Below are 17,684 nucleotides of genomic sequence, written 5' to 3'. Positions count from 1 at the left end.
GCTGGTACCAAGCAAACGCCTTCTTGAGGTTTCCGGCGGCCTCCTCGACCTGCCCCAGCTGGAAGGTGGCCTGTGCAACGGGAACGCCGCGCCATGCCGGCACATTCAGAATGTTCATGTTGGCCGTGCGGGCGCCGTCTTCGCCATCGATCTTGCCTTGATCCAACAGGATTTGGGCTTTCATCAGCTGCGCCCAGGCCACATCGAATTCGGTTCCGTAGAGCCCCTGAGCATCGGAAATCGTCTGGAGGGCGCCCTCGTAGTCCTTCTCGGCATATTGGCCATAGCCCCGCAGCTTGTAGGCGGCGCGCATGTATTCGGAATCCTCGAACTTGTCGTGGAAGATCTGGAGCAATTCCGCGGCACGGGAGTAGTCCTTCTTTGCAAACGAGGCATCGCAGATGCAGGCGAGCACGGGCGGCGGAGCGCTTTCCAAGTCGGGAAGCTCCTTGAGCAACGTTTCGCCGAGTTGGATCTCGGCTTTGTCGAGCTTGGCCAGGGTGACGCGCAACCGCAGTTTCAGCGTTTCGTTCTGCGAGGTTTCCAACGCGGAATTGAGCTGTTTCTTGAGTTCTTCGGTTTGCTCGGTATCGAGATAGATCGCCGTGATCTTGACGAGTTCGGCAATCATCAGGTCGACGCCGTCCTGCCGGAGATCGCCGCCATATTTCACGATGGCGTCGAGATAGGTCGAAACGGCTTCGTCGTAGAGCTTTTGCTGGATCCGGGTCTTGCCGATCCAGAAGAGGGCCTTGGCCACGTCGGCCTGGCCAACCCAACGGGGATCGCTTTCGTAGCGTTTCACAACGCGCAGGATGTCGTCGTACTTGTCTTCCGCTTCGTAGATTTCCGCGGCCTGGAAGGTGGAATACGTCGCTTGGTTGATTTTCGTGGATTTGGCGTAGGCGCGTTCGTAATCGGCCAGCGCCCGGTCGAGGTAATCCTTTTCCTCGTAGACATCGCCGGCACCGTAGATATCGCCGCGCATGCTGCAGGCTTCGGGATAGACCGAAGACCCCGGGAAGGTATCGATCACGTAGGTGAAGCGTTTCATCGCCTCGGCATATTTTTCCTGCCCGAAGAGGCAGATTCCCGCCTCATAGTGGCACTCGTCGACAAACGGTTCGGACGGGAACCGCGAGAGATAGGTTTCGAAATGGGGGTAGGCTTCGGCATACTTCTGCTGGAACACCTGCGACATGCCGTACCAGTAAAGGCAGTTGGCTTCCTGATGCGACCCGGGGAATTCGTCGAGCACGTATTTGAAGCCCGCCTCCGCTTCGGCATACTTTTGCTGGACCAGATCGGCAATGGCCTGCATGAAGTAGAGTTCGGTATCGTATTTGATGATGAGCGGGTCGTCGGAGCGAACGAAGCCGTCGAGGTAGGGCTTGATCGGCTTCACGGAAGCCCACTCCTCATGCTTCTGGTAGTGCCCCGTCAGCATGTAGGCGATCTGGCGCGGGGTAATGCCCTTTTTGTATTTGCCCATATAGGCGAAGGCGCGCTCCTGCGCTTCCTTAATCTCGTTGAGACTCTCGATGAGCGTGTCGATGATTTCGTAGATCGACCGTTCCCCCACTTCGCTTTCCGGTTCGGCGGCAAAGACGATATCGAAAAACTTCACGCCTTCCCAATGGCGCTCGACCGTTTTGTAGAGGTCGGCCATGCGGTATTTGACGTGAATTTCGTAAGGGTCGAGATCTTTCAGCGCGATGATCAGGTTTTCGAGTTCGACCAGCTCCTTCGGCTTTTCGTCCAGCAATCCCGTTTTGACATTCTTCTCTTCGGTTTTGGCCGTGCGTTCGTCGGCAGCACCGAAGAGCAGGAGATCGTCTGCCGTCAGTTCGGCGCCTTCCTCGGGCGGCAGGCCGTGGGCGATGCGGATCTCGCGCATTTTGTTTTCCTGGAAGGCCAAAACCTCTTCGCGCGGGAGAATCATGCGGTAGAGCGGCAAGGCACTGTCGTACTCGCCCGCGTCATAGAGGGCGGCGGCGGCATTGATCAGCGCGAGGTTGACGCGGATATCGTACCGCGCATCGGTCCGGTAAAGTTGCGGCACCCATTCCAGGATGCGGTCGAACGACGGAATCGAGATCAAGGCATTGATCACCTGCATGATGGAGTAGCCCTTGCGCTGATCGCTGTGCGTGTGCCCGATCACGTAGGAATAAGGGTCGATACACTCCTCCCACTTGTTGAGGTTGTAATACGACTCCGCCAACGTCATGTAGAGCGTCGTCAGCTCGTCCTGGGTGTAATCGGGTTCGGGATCTTTGTCGTCAAGAATCTTGAACTTATCCTCTTTCGAGTCTTCGCCCTTGACGACCTTGCGGGCCTCGACCACCGGGTTGTCGTTGTAGTACAGCGCATTGGTGACTGCCGTAACGCATTCCTCATAGGCCTCGATGTCGAAATAGCAGGTGGCGAGCATCTTCATCGCCTGCCGCGGCTTTTCCGCCAACGGAAGATCGATGTAGTTCTGGAGAACGGCGGCGGCCTCCTCGATGCGTTCGGCCTTGATCAGGAGCACGGCCAATTTGAAGCGGGTATCCTGTGCGATGGCAATAACGCCCGGCATCTCGGAATCCTCGACCATGCCAAGATAGGTGTACATCGAGACCACGGCGTCATCGAACTTCCCGGCCTCCATCGCCACCAGGGCTTTTTTTAGAACCTCGGTCGGCGTCGGCTCGTCCTTCTTGGCCATGACATTTGCCACCGCACCAAAAAACATTGACGCCACTACCAGCGAAAAGATGAATGAGCGTTTCTTATTTTTAAAGCACATCGATAAATCCCGAATCTAACGGTTAAGCAATCACCAACCATCCCAACCGCCGAAACGATCGGGAAACCAGTCCCGGCCACATTGCCGGAAGCTACGACCCCTCAATTGATTTCCTTGCCCTGATTTTACAAACAGACCACACAGATATAGGCCCATCGCCATTCAATTGAAAGACCATTTTTTTAAATTAAATGGGGCGAAACGCAATCCCGGCAACGTCCAATGTTGATTCGCTTTCAACAGCGAGCGGCGCCAAAGGCCGTAAAACAGTGCCCAATAGCGGATTAAGAAACCGGGGAGGCCCACGATCGGAAAAATTCGCCGGCCGCGGCGAGATTCTGCACGGCCCGGCCGGACAACTGTTCGCCGAAGGCATTGAACTCATATCCGCGAATCGCCATGGAATAAGAGCGCGGATTTGCCCCGAACAGCTCCCGGGCCAACCCCGCCAATGACTCCGCCGTGATGCTGTGGCTGGAAAAACCCACCACCGGTGGCGTCGCCTCCAGCGGTTTGAACTCGAAGGGTTCCGGCGCGTCAACGGAGGCATCGGCAAAAACCACCGCATCGTAGCGGGACATCGACTCGGCGTCTTCGATGTTGAGCTGGTAGTTCGACTCGACCGTGACGCCGGGTAGCTCGAACGCCTGCACCTTCTCGGCAAACGCGGGCCCCAATCCATCGTCGAGCCGCCCCGGGTTCCCATAGCCTATGACCAGAATTTTCATCCACTCAAGATACGACATAACGGTTCAGAAACAATTGCGTCCGCGGCGCGCGGCGGGCATTTTTCATGCGGCATCCTATTTGCCGGATCAATCCCGGACGCGGCGATCAAGGGTGTTGCCGGCGGCGTCCTCGAGTTCGACGATAAGCGGCATCTGGCCCATGGCGTGGGTGGCGCAGGAGAGGCACGGATCGTAGGCGCGGATGGCCACTTCCACCCGGTTGAGCAGACCTTCGGTGATTTCCGCGCCGGAGAGGTATTTCCGCGCGACGCCCTCCACCGCCAGATTCATCGGCGTGTTGTTGTGGGTGGTCGAAACAATCAGGTTTGCCATCGTCACCTGGTCGTTTTCATCGACCTTGTAATGGTGGAACAAGGTGCCGCGCGGCGCCTCGATCAAACCGACCGACTCCCCTCTCCGCTCGCCCTTGGCCATCAGGTCGGTGCCTTGCAAATCGGGATCGTTGAGCAGGTCGCGGATCTTTTCGCCGGCATGCAGCAGCTCGATCATGCGCGCCCAGTGGTAGGCCATCGTGATGTTGTTCGGCTTGCCGTCGGTGACGGAGAGAAAATCCTTGCGGGCGGCCTCGGCCTCGGGGGTGTCGATGAAGTCGCAGGCATTGACGCGCGCCAGCGGCCCGACGCGGTACCACCCCGTTTCCGGCCCCAGCTTGGAAATGAACGGGAACTTCATATAGGACCACGGCCGCACCTCTTCGGCGATGTATTTGAAATAGCCCTGATAATCGACCTGATCGAAAATCGTGTCGCCATCCTTGGTGATCGCCCGCAGGTTGCCGTGGTAGAGGTCCATCGCGCCATCGTCGCGGACGAGGCAGAGGTGGTTGGAATCGAACGAGCCAAAGTCGGCCAATTCGCCGAGATGCTCGAGCGTGTAGTCCTTGGCGATCTTGAGCGATGCCCGGCACCATTCGAGCATCTGGTCGATCTCCCGGAGGAACCCGTCGCGCTCCGCGATGGAAAGGTTTTTGTTGATGCCGCCCGGCACCGCGCCCGTGCCATGGATTTTTTTCCCGGCGGTGGCCTTGATGATTTCCTGGCCATACTTGCGCATCATCACGCCCTGCACCGCCAGATCCGGGAATTTGCGGGCCACGCCGATCACGTTGCGCTCCAGCGGATCGGCATCGAATCCGAAGAGCAGATCGGGGGAAACCAAGTGGAAGAAATGGAGCGCATGGCTCTGGAACATCTGGCCATAGTGCATCAGTCGCCGCATCTTTTCCGCCGTCGGCGTCAACCGATCGACGCCGACGATGCCGTCCATCGCCTTGGCCGCCGCCAAGTGGTGGCTGACCGGGCAGATGCCGCATAGGCGCTGCACCAGTACCGGCACCTCCCAATAAGGCCGGCCCTGGATAAAACGCTCGAACCCCCGGAACTCGACAATATGCAACCGGGCCTGGCTCACGTCCCCGTTGTCGTCCAGCAGGATCGTCACCTTGCCGTGGCCCTCGACTCGGGTTACAGGCTCTATCGTGATTTTTTTCATGGTCATGATGTTTACCTCACAATCGAGTAAAGCGGTGTCGGCCGGTGGTTGCCACCGCACTCCAAAACGTTTCAGTCGTATTTCAGCAGTTCGTACGGCAGCTCGACGGGCTTGCCGCCCAGCAGCGCGGTAAGCGCCGCCCAGAGGGTGTCGGCCGAAGGCGGGCAACCCGGCAGAAAATAATCGATCTTCACCACTTCGTGGCAGGGATAGACCTTGTCCAGCAGCAACGGGATTTCCGGATCCTGCGGCACGATGCCCGCCGGATTGTAGACGGTCGGTCCGTCGAGGTAGGCCTCGTTGATGCACTCCTCCAGCGGGATATTGTTCCGCATGGCCGGAATGCCGCCCATGGTGGCGCAGTCGCCGAACGAGATCAGCACATCGCAGTTTTTGCGGAACTCGTGGAGCACATGCACGTTTTCCTCGTTGCAGCATCCGCCCTCGATCAGCCCAACGGCGCAACGCTGCGAAATATGCTTGATGTCGTCCACCGGCGAGCGGTCGAAATCGACCAGCTCGATCAACTGGAGAATGCGCTCGTCGATGTCGAGTAGCGACATGTGGCAGCCGAAACACCCGGCCAACGACGTGGTGGCAACCCTTGGCTTGCTCATGACCGCACCCCCTCGATTTCCGAACCGATCGGATTCTGGTCGAATTTCCGTTTTCCCACCGGAATCTCGAAACCAACGCGTTTCTTGATGATGCAACCGACCGGGCAGATGTCCGCCGCGCGGTCGGAAACCGCCATATCGGTGTCGACCAGCGCCTTTTCGCCGTTGACGCCGATCTTCCGATCGAACCCGCGGCCGATCGACTGGAAGACGTTCTTGCCGTCGAGCTCCTGCGAGGCGCGCACGCAGCGCGCGCACATAATGCAGCGGTTGTGGTCGAGCATGATGTCCGGGTGCGACGCATCGACATCCTTTTCCGGAAACTGGAACGGATACTGGGGCGCCGTGATGCCGAAGCGGTAGGCCAGCGCCTGCAGCTCGCAATTGCCGCTCTTTTCGCAAAACATGCAGAAGTGGTTCCCTTCCACGAACATCATGTCGATGATGTTTCGGCGGTGCTGCAACAGCTCCGGCGTCTCGCTTTCGATCACCATCCCGTCCATCACGGGCTTCACGCACGCCGCCTGCGGCCGCCCGTCGCAGATCACCGTGCAGACGCGGCAGCTACCGATCGGCTTGAGGTCCGGATGCGAGCAGAGGCGCGGAATATAGATGCCCTCGGCGTCCGCCGCCTCCAAAATCGTCTGCCCCGGCTTGGCTTCGATTTCCCGCCCATCGATCGTAATTTTCACCGTATCGTTCATGGTTGCCTCCTATGCGTGGAAGATCTCGGACCGTCGGCCGGCAATGGCGCTGGCATCCTCGACCGCCTTCATGATGTTGAACGACTTTTGCAAACCGTCGCCGTTCTCCTTCACCAGCGCGTTGTAGACGGGCCGGAAGTTTTTCAGCGTGGAAAGGATGGGGTTGGGCGAGGTTTGCCCCAATCCGCACCGGCTCATGAACTTGACGCTCTCGCCTAGCCGCTGGAGATAGTCGAGGTCGGCCCGCGACCCCTCGCCCTTGCGGACGCGGGCCAGGCGGCTTTTGAGCAGGACGTTGCCGACGCGGCACGGGACGCAGTAGCCGCAACTTTCATCCACGAAAAATTCCATGAAGGCGTCGGCCACCTCGAGAATGTCGCGCTGGTTGCTGAAGACCATCATCGATCCGCCCGTCGAGAGCTCCTCGTAGCTGATGCCGAGGCCGAACTGCGCGGGACCGACCATCTGCCCGGACGGGCCACCCACGCAGACGCAGGCGACGTCCTCCGCGCCGGCGCGTTGCAGGATATCGCCCAGCTTGGTGCCGAACGGCACCTCGTAGATGCCCGGGCGCTCGCAGTCGCCGCAGACGCTGAGCAGCTTGGAGCCCGCGCTGCGCTCGGTGCCGATCCCGGAGAACCAGCCCGGCCCCTTGTCCATGATGCGCGCGGCGCAGCAATAGCTCTCCACGTTGTTCACCGCGGTCGGCGAAACCATGTAGCCCTTCACCACGGGAAAAGGCGTCCGGTCGGTCGGGTCGCCGCGGGTGCCTTCGCACGAGCTGATCAAGGACGTCTCCTCGCCGCACACATAGGCGCCGGCACCCATCTGGATGCGGACGTCGAAATTAAAGCCCTCGTTGCCCAGGATATTGTTGCCGAGCAGCCGGGCAGCGCGGCGTTGGTTCATCTTGTCTTCGAGGAAGGCGCGCAGATAGGCATACTCGCCGCGCAGGTAGATGATGCCGGTTTCCGCACCGATGGCGTAGGCCGCGATCGTCATGCCCTCGAGCACCAGATCGGCCCGTTCGGTCAACAGCACCCGGTCCTTGAAGGTGCCGGGCTCGCCTTCGTCGGCATTGCAAAGCACGAACTTATCCGTGCCCGGCGACTGCCGCGTCAATTCCCACTTCAGCCCGGTCAAAAAGCCCGCACCGCCGCGGCCGCGCAGGCCGGAGGTCTTCACGTCCTCGATCACTTCCAGCGGCGTCTGGGTCAGCGCCTTGCGCAGGCCGCTGTCTTTGCGGTAGTCCGAAAGAATCACCGGGCCGGCTTCGCGGATATTGTTGTTCACCATGGCCCGGACCAACGGATCGGAATTGTTGCCGTCGCCCGTTTCGCAAACCAGCGCCTGCGGATCCGGATTCTCCATCAACTGCCGGAGGATGCCGGGAATGGCTCCCGGCGTCAGGTTGGTGACCACGGTGTCGTTGACCATCATGGCCGGGGCCTGGTCGCTCATGCCGATGCACGGCGTCTTTTCCAGCGTCATGCCGCCGTCGGCCGTCGTTTCGCCGAACCCGATGCCCAATTCCTTGCAGAGCGCTTCGCCGACCTGCTCGCCGCCTTGGAAGCGGTCGATAATGTCGTCGCAAAGGCGAATGACGACGTCGCCCTTCTTTTGGTCGGAAAGGAAGGAGTAGAATGAAACGACGCTTTCGACCTCGACGTGGTGGGTGTTGGCCTCCTGCGCAATCAGGCCGAAGGCTTCGCGCGGAACATGGCCGATGGCCTCCTGCACCGCTTGGACGATATCCATCAACCGTGCGCGGTCGTTCCCGTATTTCCCGCAGATCTCCTTGATCATCCGTGCCTGATCGCCACTCATGGACGCCTCCTTGGGCATAGCCCGGCTTCGAAACCGATGCAAAAATATCGATTAATGCGCGCGCCGGCAAGAATTCATTGCCCGCCCTCCTTCCAACCCGCGACTTTAGACGAGATCCGAGTAGGTTGCGCATGGGGCCCCGCCACAAAAAAAACCGCCCGGTTGAAGGGGCGGTTTGACGTTCGGGGCGCGGCGGCCTGACGCCGCTTTGCAAGCGCGGGCGGGCCCGCGCATTGGGGATCGGCTATTTTTCTTCGGCTTCCTTCTCGACCTTTTTGGGCAGGTGGAGGCGGAGGTGGAGGTCGCGGATCTGGTTGAACTCGACCTCGCCCGGCGCATTCATCAGGAGGTCCTGCGCCTTCTGGTTCATCGGGAACGCGATGACCTCGCGGATGTTCGGTTCGTTGGCCAGCAGCATGATCATGCGGTCGACGCCCGGGGCGATGCCGGCGTGCGGCGGCGCGCCGTACTGGAACGCCTTGTAGAGCGCCGGGAACTTGCTTTCGACGACCGCTTTGTCGTAGCCCGCGATATCGAACGCCTTGATCATCATTTCCGGGCTGTGGTTACGCACGGCGCCGGAGGAGAGCTCGACGCCGTTGCAGACGATGTCGTACTGGTAGGCGAGGATTTCGAGCGGATCCTTGTTGAGCAGGTCGTCCATTCCGCCTTGCGGCATGGAGAACGGGTTGTGCGAGAACTCGACCTTGCCCTCGTCGTCGAGTTCGTACATCGGGAAATCGACGATCCAGCAGAACTTGAAGACGTCCGGATCAATCAAGCCAAGGCGTTTGCCGAGCTCGACACGCACGGCGCCGCCGATTTCGGTGGCTTCCTTCGCCTTGTCGGCGACAAAGAACATGACGTCGCCATCGCCGACGCCGCCCAATTGCTTGAGTGCGTCGAGGGTTTCCTCGGAAAGGAACTTGGCGATCGGGCTCTGGACTTCGCCGTCGTTCCAGCGCAGATAGCCGAGCCCCTTGGAGCCGACGGACTGGGCGAACTTGATCATGTCGTCGAAGAACTTGCGCGACTCGCCGGCGCAACCCTTGGCGGCGATGGTTTTCACGACGCCGCCCGATGCCACAACCCCGGCAAAGGCCTTGAAGTCGCAGTTGCGGAACAGCTCGGTGGCATCCTGCATGATGAGCGGGTTGCGGAGGTCCGGCTTGTCGGTGCCGTACTTTTCCATCGCTTCCAGATAGGGAAGCCGCGTGAACGGAATATCGTCGACCTGCTTGCTGGAAAACTCGGTGAAGATTTGGTGCAGCACCTTTTCGTTGACTTCGAAGACGTCGTCCTGCGTGGCGAACGCGAGCTCCATATCGAGCTGGTAGAACTCGCCGGGCGAACGGTCGGCGCGGGCGTCTTCGTCGCGGAAGCAGGGGGCGATCTGGAAATAGCGGTCGAAGCCGGAGGTCATCAACAGCTGCTTGAACTGCTGGGGCGCCTGCGGCAGGGCGTAGAACTTGCCGGGATGGACGCGGCTCGGCACGAGGTAGTCGCGCGCGCCTTCGGGCGAGCTGCTGGTGAGGATCGGCGTCTGCATTTCCATGAAGCCTTCGGCGGTCATCAGCTCGCGGATGCGGGCGATCACCTTGGAGCGGAGGATCAGGTTGTTGTGCAGGCTTGCGCGGCGCATATCGAGGAAGCGGTATTCCAGCCGAAGCGATTCGTTGCACTCCTCGTCCTTCGCGACCTGGAACGGGATCACCTTGGATTCGCCGAGGGTTTCCATCTCTTTGGCAACGACTTCGATCTCGCCGGTTGCGAGCTTGGGGTTGATGGCGTCCGGAATACGGTCGACCACTTGGCCGGTAAAACAGATGGTGGATTCCACGCGCCAGTGCTCGACGCCCTTGTAGAAGGGCTGCGACGGATCGATGACGATCTGGGTCAGGCCGTAGTGGTCGCGCAGGTCGATGAAGATGATGCCGCCGTGGTCGCGTACGCTGTTGACCCAGCCGGAAAGCTTGACGATCGAGTGAACGTGTTCTCTTCTCAGTTCGCCGCAGTTGTGTGTCCTGTATCTGTGCATGATAATCTCCTTGAGAGAAACGTGGGGCGGAAAACGCGATTCCCGATCGCTCGGGCATCACGGATCAATCGTCACGCGTCTCGTAAAATTTCTTCTATGGTTAAATCCTGTTGCGTTCCTTCGGCCATGTTTTTGACCTGGGCGATCCCCTTTTCGAGCTCCTGGTCCCCGCGGATGATCACCTTGCCGGCGCCGGAGCGGTCGGCCTTGCGCATCTGGGCTTTCATGCTCTTGGCGGCGAGCTCGATGCCGCAGCGGACGCCCTTGGCGCGCAGCTCGGCGGCGAGCTTCATGTTTTCGGCCAGTGCGGCCTCGCCCAACGAAACCAGCCACACGCCGCCCTGGGGGGCGAACTGTCCGGCGGTGATGCCGCAGGCTTCGAGCGCCATGATGGCCCGCTCGAACCCCACCGCGAACCCCACGCCGGGAATGGCCTTTTTGCCGAGGGCGATTTCGTAGCGCCCGCCCCCGGCCAGTGCGTCCTGCGCACCGAGGGCCGAGTGGCTGATTTCCCAGACCGTGTGGACGTAGTAGTCGAGCCCGCGAATCAGCTTCGGGTTGACCACCACTTCAATCCCCATCGAATCGAGAGCCGCGACGACCTGGTCGAGATAGGCCCGCGAGGTCTCGCTCATGAATTCGATGGCGGACGGAATCCGGTCGACAATCTGCTGGCAGTCGGGGTTCTTGCAGTCGATGACGCGCAATACGTTTTCGTCGATGCGGCGTTGGCAATCCTCGCACAGCTCCTGTTCAAAGGGGCGCAGCGCATCGCGCAGACCGTCGGCGACGGGCTTGCGGTCGGACGGTTCGCCCCGGGTGCTGATCTGGATTTTGGATCCGGTCAGCCCCCACGAATCGAGCAGGCTTTTCTGGAGCGCGATGCACTCGGCATCGGCCAGCGGATTGGCCTCGCCGGTGGCCTCGACGCCGACCTGATGGAACTGGCGTTTGCGGCCGGCCTGCGGGCGCTCGTAGCGGAACATCGGGGCGATGTAGAAGACGCGGGCATTGAGCCCTTCCTCGCCGCGCCCCGCCAAGTGGCGGATGGTTCCGGCGGTGCCTTCCGGGCGCATGGCAATCTCGTGCTTGCTGGGCTTGAAGGAATACATCTCCTTTTTGACCACGTCGGTGGTGTCGCCGAGCGAGCGCTGAAAGACGGACAGTTTTTCAAGAACGGGCGTGCGCAGTTCTTCGTAGCCGTAGCAAGTGAAGAGGGCGCGCGCGCGCTCCTCCATCATGCGCCAAAGATAAATCTCCGGCGCCTGGATATCGGACATGCCCTGAAGCGGTTGGAACTCGTTGGAAGCCATTGGTTGAAAACCCCGAACTCTAAATTCTAACTCCAAGCCAGACGGCTTATTGACCCGTGATACGCTCGCGCATGATCTTGCCGGGCTTGAACTTGACGACTTTGCGGGACGGGATAGTAACGACGTTTTCGGGCTTGTTGGGGTTGCGACCGATGCGCTGTTTGCGTTCGCGGACTTCGAACACACCGAAGTTGCGGAACTCGACGGTATCGTCGTTTTCGAGGGCCTCCACGATGTAGTCGAGGGACTTCTGGATGACGGCGTAAACATCCTGCTGGATAAGCCCGGTTTCTTCCGCGATGCGCATTACCAAATCTCTTTTCGTCATTTATCTATCTCCTTGCGTTTTAGACGTTTCAATAAGTCGTGGGACTGCTTTCCAAAAAATGAACCACGGATAATAGTCCGCCTCGAAACTCGGTCAAGTTAATCTGGTGCAAATTAGTGGATTAGACGGGTTTCCAGCCGCTCCTTATCCCGCCGCAGGGCGGATCATTCCGCCCAATAGACCCGATAGAAGCGGTTGGTCTGGTCCAGCTCCTCGGTCACCGAAAGGGTGCTCCCGGTTCCGGAGAGATTGGTGACGATCGACCACGGTCCATCAACCAGGTCCCCGGTCGACTCGAGGACATAGGAGACGCCGGACCGGCTGGCCCAGGCGAACTTCATCTGCGAAGTTCCCGGGAGCATCTCAAAGGCGATATCCCCCTCCTCCGACACGCCGGCAACCGGGCGAAGCGATACGCGCCGGATGGCGAGGCCGGGATCCTGCCTGACATAGGCGGCGAACCGGAAGCTTTTCGCCAGGTCGAAAACCAGCCCGGTTCCGGTCGTAGGCTCCGCGCCGTCGATGCCATAGGACCAACTACCGTCAGGCGTCACCGTCAGGGTGAACGTTTTGCCGGTTCCCGTCGTGACGGTCAGGGCGTTGCTCAGCGGGGTAAGGGTTCCCGTATCCAGGTGCAACCCCTGCACGCCGACCCCGTCGGTGAGGCCCTCCGCGAGACTCATGCCGATCCCGTAGATCTCCGCATCGCGGCTGAACATGAAATCCATATCCGCCACGGCAATCTCCTCCGAAACCAATCCGAAGGTCGCCGTGGTCCGCTGGTCCCCGGAAATCGCGGTTTTCGCAATGTCGAACACCACGTCCAGGGTGAAGCCGTTGCTTACCGCAAAAGAGGATTCGGAATAGACCAACGAGCGGTACCACGCCGTGGACGTGCTCGGAGCGGTCAGGTTTCCATCGTCGACCCAACCCGAGCCATACCAGGTCTTGTTAATCAAGCCGCCGCCGATCGCGCTGTTCACGGCCAGGCCGTCGCCGTCGAAGGTATCGTCGTAGAGAACGTCGACGTCGATCACCTCGATCGTCAGCGCCGCCCGGTCCGTCCGCCCTTCGCCGTCCGAAACTTCCACCACGAATTCGTTGAGGCCGGCATCCGCGCTTCCCGGCGAACCGCTCAAAGCGCCCGAAGCGGAAACCGCGAGCCACCCGGGGCCGCTGACCCGGCTGAATACCATATCGTCGGGCCCGAAGGCATAAGCGGCGATCGAAGCGGTGTATTCAACGTCCGCGTAAGCCGTGGATGCGGAGATCGCATTCGTGGTGAACGCGGGCGCGCCGCCCAGGGCATAGACGGCGATCGACACGGTTGCATCCTCCGACAACGCCCCGTCCGAGGAGGTGTAGACAAAGGAGTCGTAGCCGATGTAGTTCGGGTTCGGGACGTAGGAGAACGAACCGTCCGACGCGAGCGCGAGGGACCCATGGGCGGTACCGCTGACCAGCGAGGCGGAGAGCGGATCGCGATTCAGATCGATATCGTTTTCGAGCACACCTTCCGCCGGCACCGTCAGCGCCTGGTTCGCGTAGGTTGCATACGAATCGTTCACCGCCATCGGCGCCTGTGCCCCGAGGCCGGGCATCGCCCAGTTGTCGGTCCGGAACGGCGCGGCGGGCAGGCCGGCGCCGTTCACCAGATTGATGCTGTCCTTCGCAAAGGCCAGCCATGCGTAGCGCACGGCAACCGGCGCGGCAACCGACGAGGAGCTGACGACGACATTCGTGCCGCTGATGGCAGCGTCGGTGGCGGCGTACCAAACCTGGTCCGCCCCGGCCAGTTCGAAGGCGGAAGGCGCCGCCGCGTCATCGGTCGTCAACCCGGTTGCGGCGCTAAAACCGATCGTGACCGCGCCGCCTTCGATCGACATCGATTCAAAGGTCGGGCCGTGGGCGACAATGTCTTCGCCGAGCGCATATTTGCGGCCCAGCAGCGCGAGGCGCCGGCCGATCGGCTCCTTGTCGTAGGGATGAATGTTGCTCGACAGCCCCGTATCGATCGTTACCGCCACATAGGCATTTTCCAGCGCCGCGACCCGGCCCTGCGACTCGCGGAACCAGGCCCAATAGGTGCTGTTGTACGACGGCAACTGCACGCCCAGAAACGGCAGGTCGCCCTGGCCGAACCGTTCGCGGTATTCCGTCACGAAGGCCGGGAGCGTGAACCCGTACTGGGCAACGTTCTCCGGGGTGCCGGCGTTCGCCTCGCCCTGATACCAGACAAAACCGGAAATGCCGAAGTTGCGCAACGGATGGATGCGCTGGTTGTAGATGATGTTGGGACGGGTGCGGATGAAGATGTCATCCCAAGCGGTTTCGCCGTTGATCATGGCGGCGATCCCTTCGAGATTCGAGGAATAGCCGGACGGCAACCGCGACGAGGTGGCGTCACCGTCGTTGTACTCGCCGATGCTTTGATAATGCTCCATCATCGCAGCAAAGTGCGGGAAGCCATTGGTCATTTCGACCGGCATCCAGCCTTCGATCGACGAGCTGCCCCAGCCCGCCCAGACAACCGCGGTCGGCACGCCGCTGCCCGCGTGCATCTGGTGGGCAAACACCGCCGCAACCGCGCCCCAGCTTCCGGGGTCGGAGTTGTCGCGCCACGTCATCGATCCCTCGCTCTGCGGGGTCAGGGCCGCATCCTGGACAATTTCAAGGCAGCGGATCATGCGGTTGGTGGAAATGTCGTCGATATAGGCCTGCTTGTTGGTCATTTCGCTGAGCGGGCGAACCATGTTGGACTGGCCGAAGGCGATCCAGACGTCGCCGACCAGCACGTCGGTCAGGGTATTGGTCCATCCGGCGCCGACCGCAACCAACTCGAAAGGGCCGCCCGCCGACAGGGCGGGCAGTTCCACGCTCCAATTGCCCTCGGCGTCGGCCACGCCTTCGGCAGAGGTTCCATCGATCGAGACCGACACCGTGTTGGAAGGATTGGACGTTCCCCAAACCTGAATCGTTTTACCGCGCTGGAGCACCATTCCGTTCTGGAACGGCGAGCCGAAGACGGGACCGCCATAGGCCACCGCCGTGGCCGTGTTTCCTTCGATTTCGAGAACCAAACCGTTGTTGGCATAGCACATTCCATCGACAAAAATCTGGGCGGCCTCGGTGGCGAACATGCCCGCATCCACCAGCGTCAGCTGCGCGCCTTCGCCGAGGTAAAGGTTGTTGCGCAACGGATTCGCGGGATCGGTCAGGGTCATGGAACTGGAGGCATCGACCGTCGCGTTGGCATAGCCCGAGATGTAGCCGGCCGAGAAGGAGCTGCCGTTGGCGATGGCGAGATCGACGCCCGTGGACGAACTGGTTGTGATATAGCGGGTCAGGTTTACCGTTGCCCCATCCACCAGAACCGTCCCGAAGTTGCGGACATCCCCCACTTGGAGAAGGGCGCCGTTCGACACGGTCAAGACCTGCCCGGCCCCCGCCCACGTGCTCTTCAATTGCCCGTTGCCCGCCGCAATATCCGCAACGTCGGCGCTTAAGACCATGGCGTCGGACAGGGAGACGCTGTTGTTGGCCACATGGAAGTTGCCGGTGAAATTCGTCGGCGATGACGTGCCGGAAGAAATCAGCACCAGTTTCTCCGCCCCGGTATCGGCCGCAAGGGCAACATTGGACTCGATGGCCCCCTCGGGCGGCACCGCACCGCGGTCGTCCAACCAGGAGGATTCCGTGAATAGGTCGCCCCCCTGCCAGACCAACGCCGCCCGAACCGAAACGACCAACCACCCAGAAACCACCATCATCGAAAATTTACTCATCTCCATCTCCCTGCTGCAAAGCGGATAATCCCACCCCGACTACTATCCAGAAGATAGTCGATCGCTCGTTTTGCGCCTACCTAGCCAATCGGGTGGTTCGAAACAAATGCCGGGAAAGAGGAAGGCGCGCGAATACGCCATGAAACGAAAACGTCCGCCCTTTTGCCGAGGCGGACGCTCCTCTTCCCCACCCCCGACGCATCCTGACTGCGGATCCACCGGTGCGGAGCGGATCATCCGGCGGATGGAAGAGGATTCCGGCGGGGAACGGGGCAGAAAAACAGGCGATGCGGGGATTGCATGCGCGGGGCCGAACCGACATTATGGAGCCCATGAATGCTAATTCCGAAACCAAGCGGGTATCCATTATCGTGCCCTTCCTGAACGAGCAGGAAAACCTGCCGCTCCTCTACGAGCGTTGCACCCAGGTTTTCGCCGCGCTGGAAGAAGAGCCGGAGTTTGTGTTCATCGACGACGGCAGCACCGACGGCAGCCTGCCGTGGGTCCTGGCGACCGCCGCGAAGGATCCGGCGGTAAAATACATCCAGCTTTCGCGCAATTTCGGGCATCAGCGCGCCATCACCGCCGGCATGAACCGCTGCACCGGCGATGCCGCGGTGATCATCGACGCCGACCTGCAGGATCCGCCCGAGGTGATTGCCGACATGATCGTCAAATGGAAAGCGGGCTACGAGGTGGTCCATGCCGTCCGCTCCGAACGGAAGGGCGAGTCCGGGCTCAAGAAGCTTCTGGCGCACGTGTTCTACCGCCTCATGAGCCAAATCACCGAAATCGAGATGACCGTCGATGCGGGGGATTTCCGCCTGCTGGGGCGCAAGGCACTCGACGCACTCAACTCGATGCCCGAGCAGCACCGCTACATGCGCGGCCTGGCCTCGTGGATCGGCTTCAGCCAAACCACCGTGGAATACGTGCGGGACGCGCGCCACGCCGGGGTCACCAAATACCCGCTCGTCAAATCCATCGCCCTGGCGCTCAACGCCATCACCTCGTTCAGCGGCACCCCGCTGCGGTTTATTTTCTATCTGGGCACCCTGCTCTGCACGCTGTCGATCAGCATCGGCATCTACCTGTTTATCATGTGGAACTTCATCCAGGCGGGACCGCCGCCTCACGAAGGCACCACCTACCTGACCTTGGCCATCTTCTTCGTTTCCGGCCTGCAGATGCTTTGCATGGGCATTCTCGGCCAGTACATCCGCCGCGTCTTCGACGAAATCAAGGACCGCCCGCTCTACCTGATCAAACAAACCAACCTGCGGTCGACATAATGGGAACTGAACGTAAATACGATATCGCGATCGTCGGAATGATGCTTTCCTCGCAAGGGGGCGGCATGCCGCGCTCCATGGCCCAGCAGGCCAAACTCATGGCGGCCGCCGGACACAAGGTTACCCTCTATATCGGCGACAGCAAGGCGATGCCCTACACGCCCGAGCGCTTCTACCTGCATGAGAGCATAACCGTACATGTCTCGAAATCGATCGGGTTCTGGGGATTGGGTCTCATTCCGAAGACCCTATGGAAGCTTTACAAAAACGCGCCGCAGCACGATGTCATCCACCTGAACGGGGTCTGGAATTTCACCACGTTTTTCGGGGCGGTCATCTCCAAGATGCGCAAGAAGCCGGCCCTCATCAGTTGCCGGAGCCATTACGGCGATTACCACTTCACCCGGATGCCGGCGCTCAAACAGGTGCTGTTCCACACCATGGAGAAAATCAACCTGTGGTGCGTATACGGCATCCATATTACGGCGGACTGGGAAGAAGAAACGTCGTGGCGGGCGGCCCGGCGGGCCAAGCACATCATCAAGATCCCGAACCCGGTCGACCTACAGGACTTCACGAATCCGCCATCCCGGGCCGACAGCCGGAACCACCTGAAGCTGGATCCGGCCGGGTATTACGTGATTCACCTTGGCCGCACCGCCAAACAGAAGAACCTCTCGGTGCTGGTTCGCGCGTTCAGCAACGCAAAGCTGGGCGCCGACGCCACCCTCGTGCTGGTCGGCCCGCCG

At 60.6% G+C, this 17,684-nt stretch carries 12 protein-coding genes; 2 read left to right on the top strand and 10 right to left on the bottom strand.

Annotated elements, in window-relative coordinates; genetic code table 11:
- From ABYO54_RS03675 to ABYO54_RS03630, 10 genes are all read right to left on the bottom strand, one after another.
- Positions 1-2,710: tol-pal system YbgF family protein (locus ABYO54_RS03675; RefSeq protein WP_372806888.1), on the bottom strand; the 2,710-nt coding region annotated here is incomplete at its 3' end.
- A 365-nt stretch (positions 2,711-3,075) separates the two neighbouring features.
- Positions 3,076-3,519 (bottom strand): hydrogenase maturation protease, encoded by a 444-nt coding sequence (locus ABYO54_RS03670; RefSeq protein ID WP_372806887.1) that lies wholly within the window; start codon positions 3,517-3,519, stop codon positions 3,076-3,078.
- Between the two features lie 87 nt (positions 3,520-3,606).
- Positions 3,607-5,037 (bottom strand): Ni/Fe hydrogenase subunit alpha, encoded by a 1,431-nt coding sequence (locus ABYO54_RS03665; protein ID WP_372806886.1) that lies wholly within the window; start codon positions 5,035-5,037, stop codon positions 3,607-3,609.
- A 65-nt stretch (positions 5,038-5,102) separates the two neighbouring features.
- Positions 5,103-5,648 (bottom strand): NADP oxidoreductase, encoded by a 546-nt coding sequence (locus ABYO54_RS03660; RefSeq protein ID WP_372806885.1) that lies wholly within the window; start codon positions 5,646-5,648, stop codon positions 5,103-5,105.
- Positions 5,645-6,352 (bottom strand): 2Fe-2S iron-sulfur cluster-binding protein, encoded by a 708-nt coding sequence (locus ABYO54_RS03655; protein ID WP_372806884.1) that lies wholly within the window; start codon positions 6,350-6,352, stop codon positions 5,645-5,647. The genes ABYO54_RS03660 and ABYO54_RS03655 overlap by 4 nt, the downstream gene beginning before the upstream one ends.
- A gap of 9 nt (positions 6,353-6,361) precedes the next feature.
- A complete protein-coding gene (locus tag ABYO54_RS03650; RefSeq protein ID WP_372806883.1) occupies positions 6,362-8,179 on the bottom strand; it encodes an NAD(P)H-dependent oxidoreductase subunit E in 1,818 nt (605 codons plus the stop codon).
- 244 nt (positions 8,180-8,423) lie between these two features.
- The gene (aspS, locus tag ABYO54_RS03645) at positions 8,424-10,217 is read right to left on the bottom strand and encodes an aspartate--tRNA ligase (RefSeq protein WP_372806882.1); all 1,794 of its coding nucleotides are present in this window, start codon (positions 10,215-10,217) and stop codon (positions 8,424-8,426) included.
- A 71-nt stretch (positions 10,218-10,288) separates the two neighbouring features.
- A complete protein-coding gene (hisS, locus tag ABYO54_RS03640; protein ID WP_372806881.1) occupies positions 10,289-11,530 on the bottom strand; it encodes a histidine--tRNA ligase in 1,242 nt (413 codons plus the stop codon).
- Positions 11,531-11,576: 46 nt separating this feature from the next.
- Positions 11,577-11,858 (bottom strand): HU family DNA-binding protein, encoded by a 282-nt coding sequence (locus ABYO54_RS03635; protein ID WP_372806880.1) that lies wholly within the window; start codon positions 11,856-11,858, stop codon positions 11,577-11,579.
- 164 nt (positions 11,859-12,022) lie between these two features.
- Positions 12,023-15,643, bottom strand: coding sequence for an Ig-like domain-containing protein (locus ABYO54_RS03630; RefSeq protein WP_372806879.1), 3,621 nt, complete (start codon positions 15,641-15,643; stop codon positions 12,023-12,025).
- Between the two features lie 332 nt (positions 15,644-15,975).
- Here ABYO54_RS03630 and ABYO54_RS03625 point away from each other — a divergent pair, with 332 nt between their 5' ends.
- Complete coding sequence (locus tag ABYO54_RS03625) at positions 15,976-16,935, top strand: glycosyltransferase family 2 protein (RefSeq protein WP_372806878.1); 960 nt, start codon at positions 15,976-15,978, stop codon at positions 16,933-16,935.
- On the top strand, positions 16,935-17,684 hold a 750-nt coding region (locus tag ABYO54_RS03620; RefSeq protein WP_372806877.1), incomplete at its 3' end, for a glycosyltransferase. The genes ABYO54_RS03625 and ABYO54_RS03620, both read left to right, overlap by 1 nt.

The sequence above is a fragment of the Pontiella sp. genome (genome assembly GCF_041622395.1).
Taxonomy (GTDB): domain Bacteria; phylum Verrucomicrobiota; class Kiritimatiellia; order Kiritimatiellales; family Pontiellaceae; genus Pontiella.
Note: the sequence above shows the minus strand (reverse complement) of the source record. Positions and strands in the feature narration are given on the sequence as shown.

Bases quoted from the DNA above. Each gene is read 5' to 3' on its own strand.
- ABYO54_RS03635 (WP_372806880.1), bottom strand. From the start codon at position 11,858: ATGACGAAAAGAGATTTGGTAATGCGCATCGCGGAAGAAACCGGGCTT.
- ABYO54_RS03655 (WP_372806884.1), bottom strand. From the start codon at position 6,352: ATGAACGATACGGTGAAAATTACGATCGATGGGCGGGAAATCGAAGCC.
- ABYO54_RS03625 (WP_372806878.1), top strand. From the start codon at position 15,976: ATGAATGCTAATTCCGAAACCAAGCGGGTATCCATTATCGTGCCCTTC.
- ABYO54_RS03660 (WP_372806885.1), bottom strand. From the start codon at position 5,648: ATGAGCAAGCCAAGGGTTGCCACCACGTCGTTGGCCGGGTGTTTCGGC.
- hisS (WP_372806881.1), bottom strand. From the start codon at position 11,530: ATGGCTTCCAACGAGTTCCAACCGCTTCAGGGCATGTCCGATATCCAG.
- ABYO54_RS03665 (WP_372806886.1), bottom strand. From the start codon at position 5,037: ATGACCATGAAAAAAATCACGATAGAGCCTGTAACCCGAGTCGAGGGC.
- ABYO54_RS03630 (WP_372806879.1), bottom strand. From the start codon at position 15,643: ATGAGTAAATTTTCGATGATGGTGGTTTCTGGGTGGTTGGTCGTTTCG.
- aspS (WP_372806882.1), bottom strand. From the start codon at position 10,217: ATGCACAGATACAGGACACACAACTGCGGCGAACTGAGAAGAGAACAC.
- ABYO54_RS03650 (WP_372806883.1), bottom strand. From the start codon at position 8,179: ATGAGTGGCGATCAGGCACGGATGATCAAGGAGATCTGCGGGAAATAC.
- ABYO54_RS03670 (WP_372806887.1), bottom strand. From the start codon at position 3,519: ATGAAAATTCTGGTCATAGGCTATGGGAACCCGGGGCGGCTCGACGAT.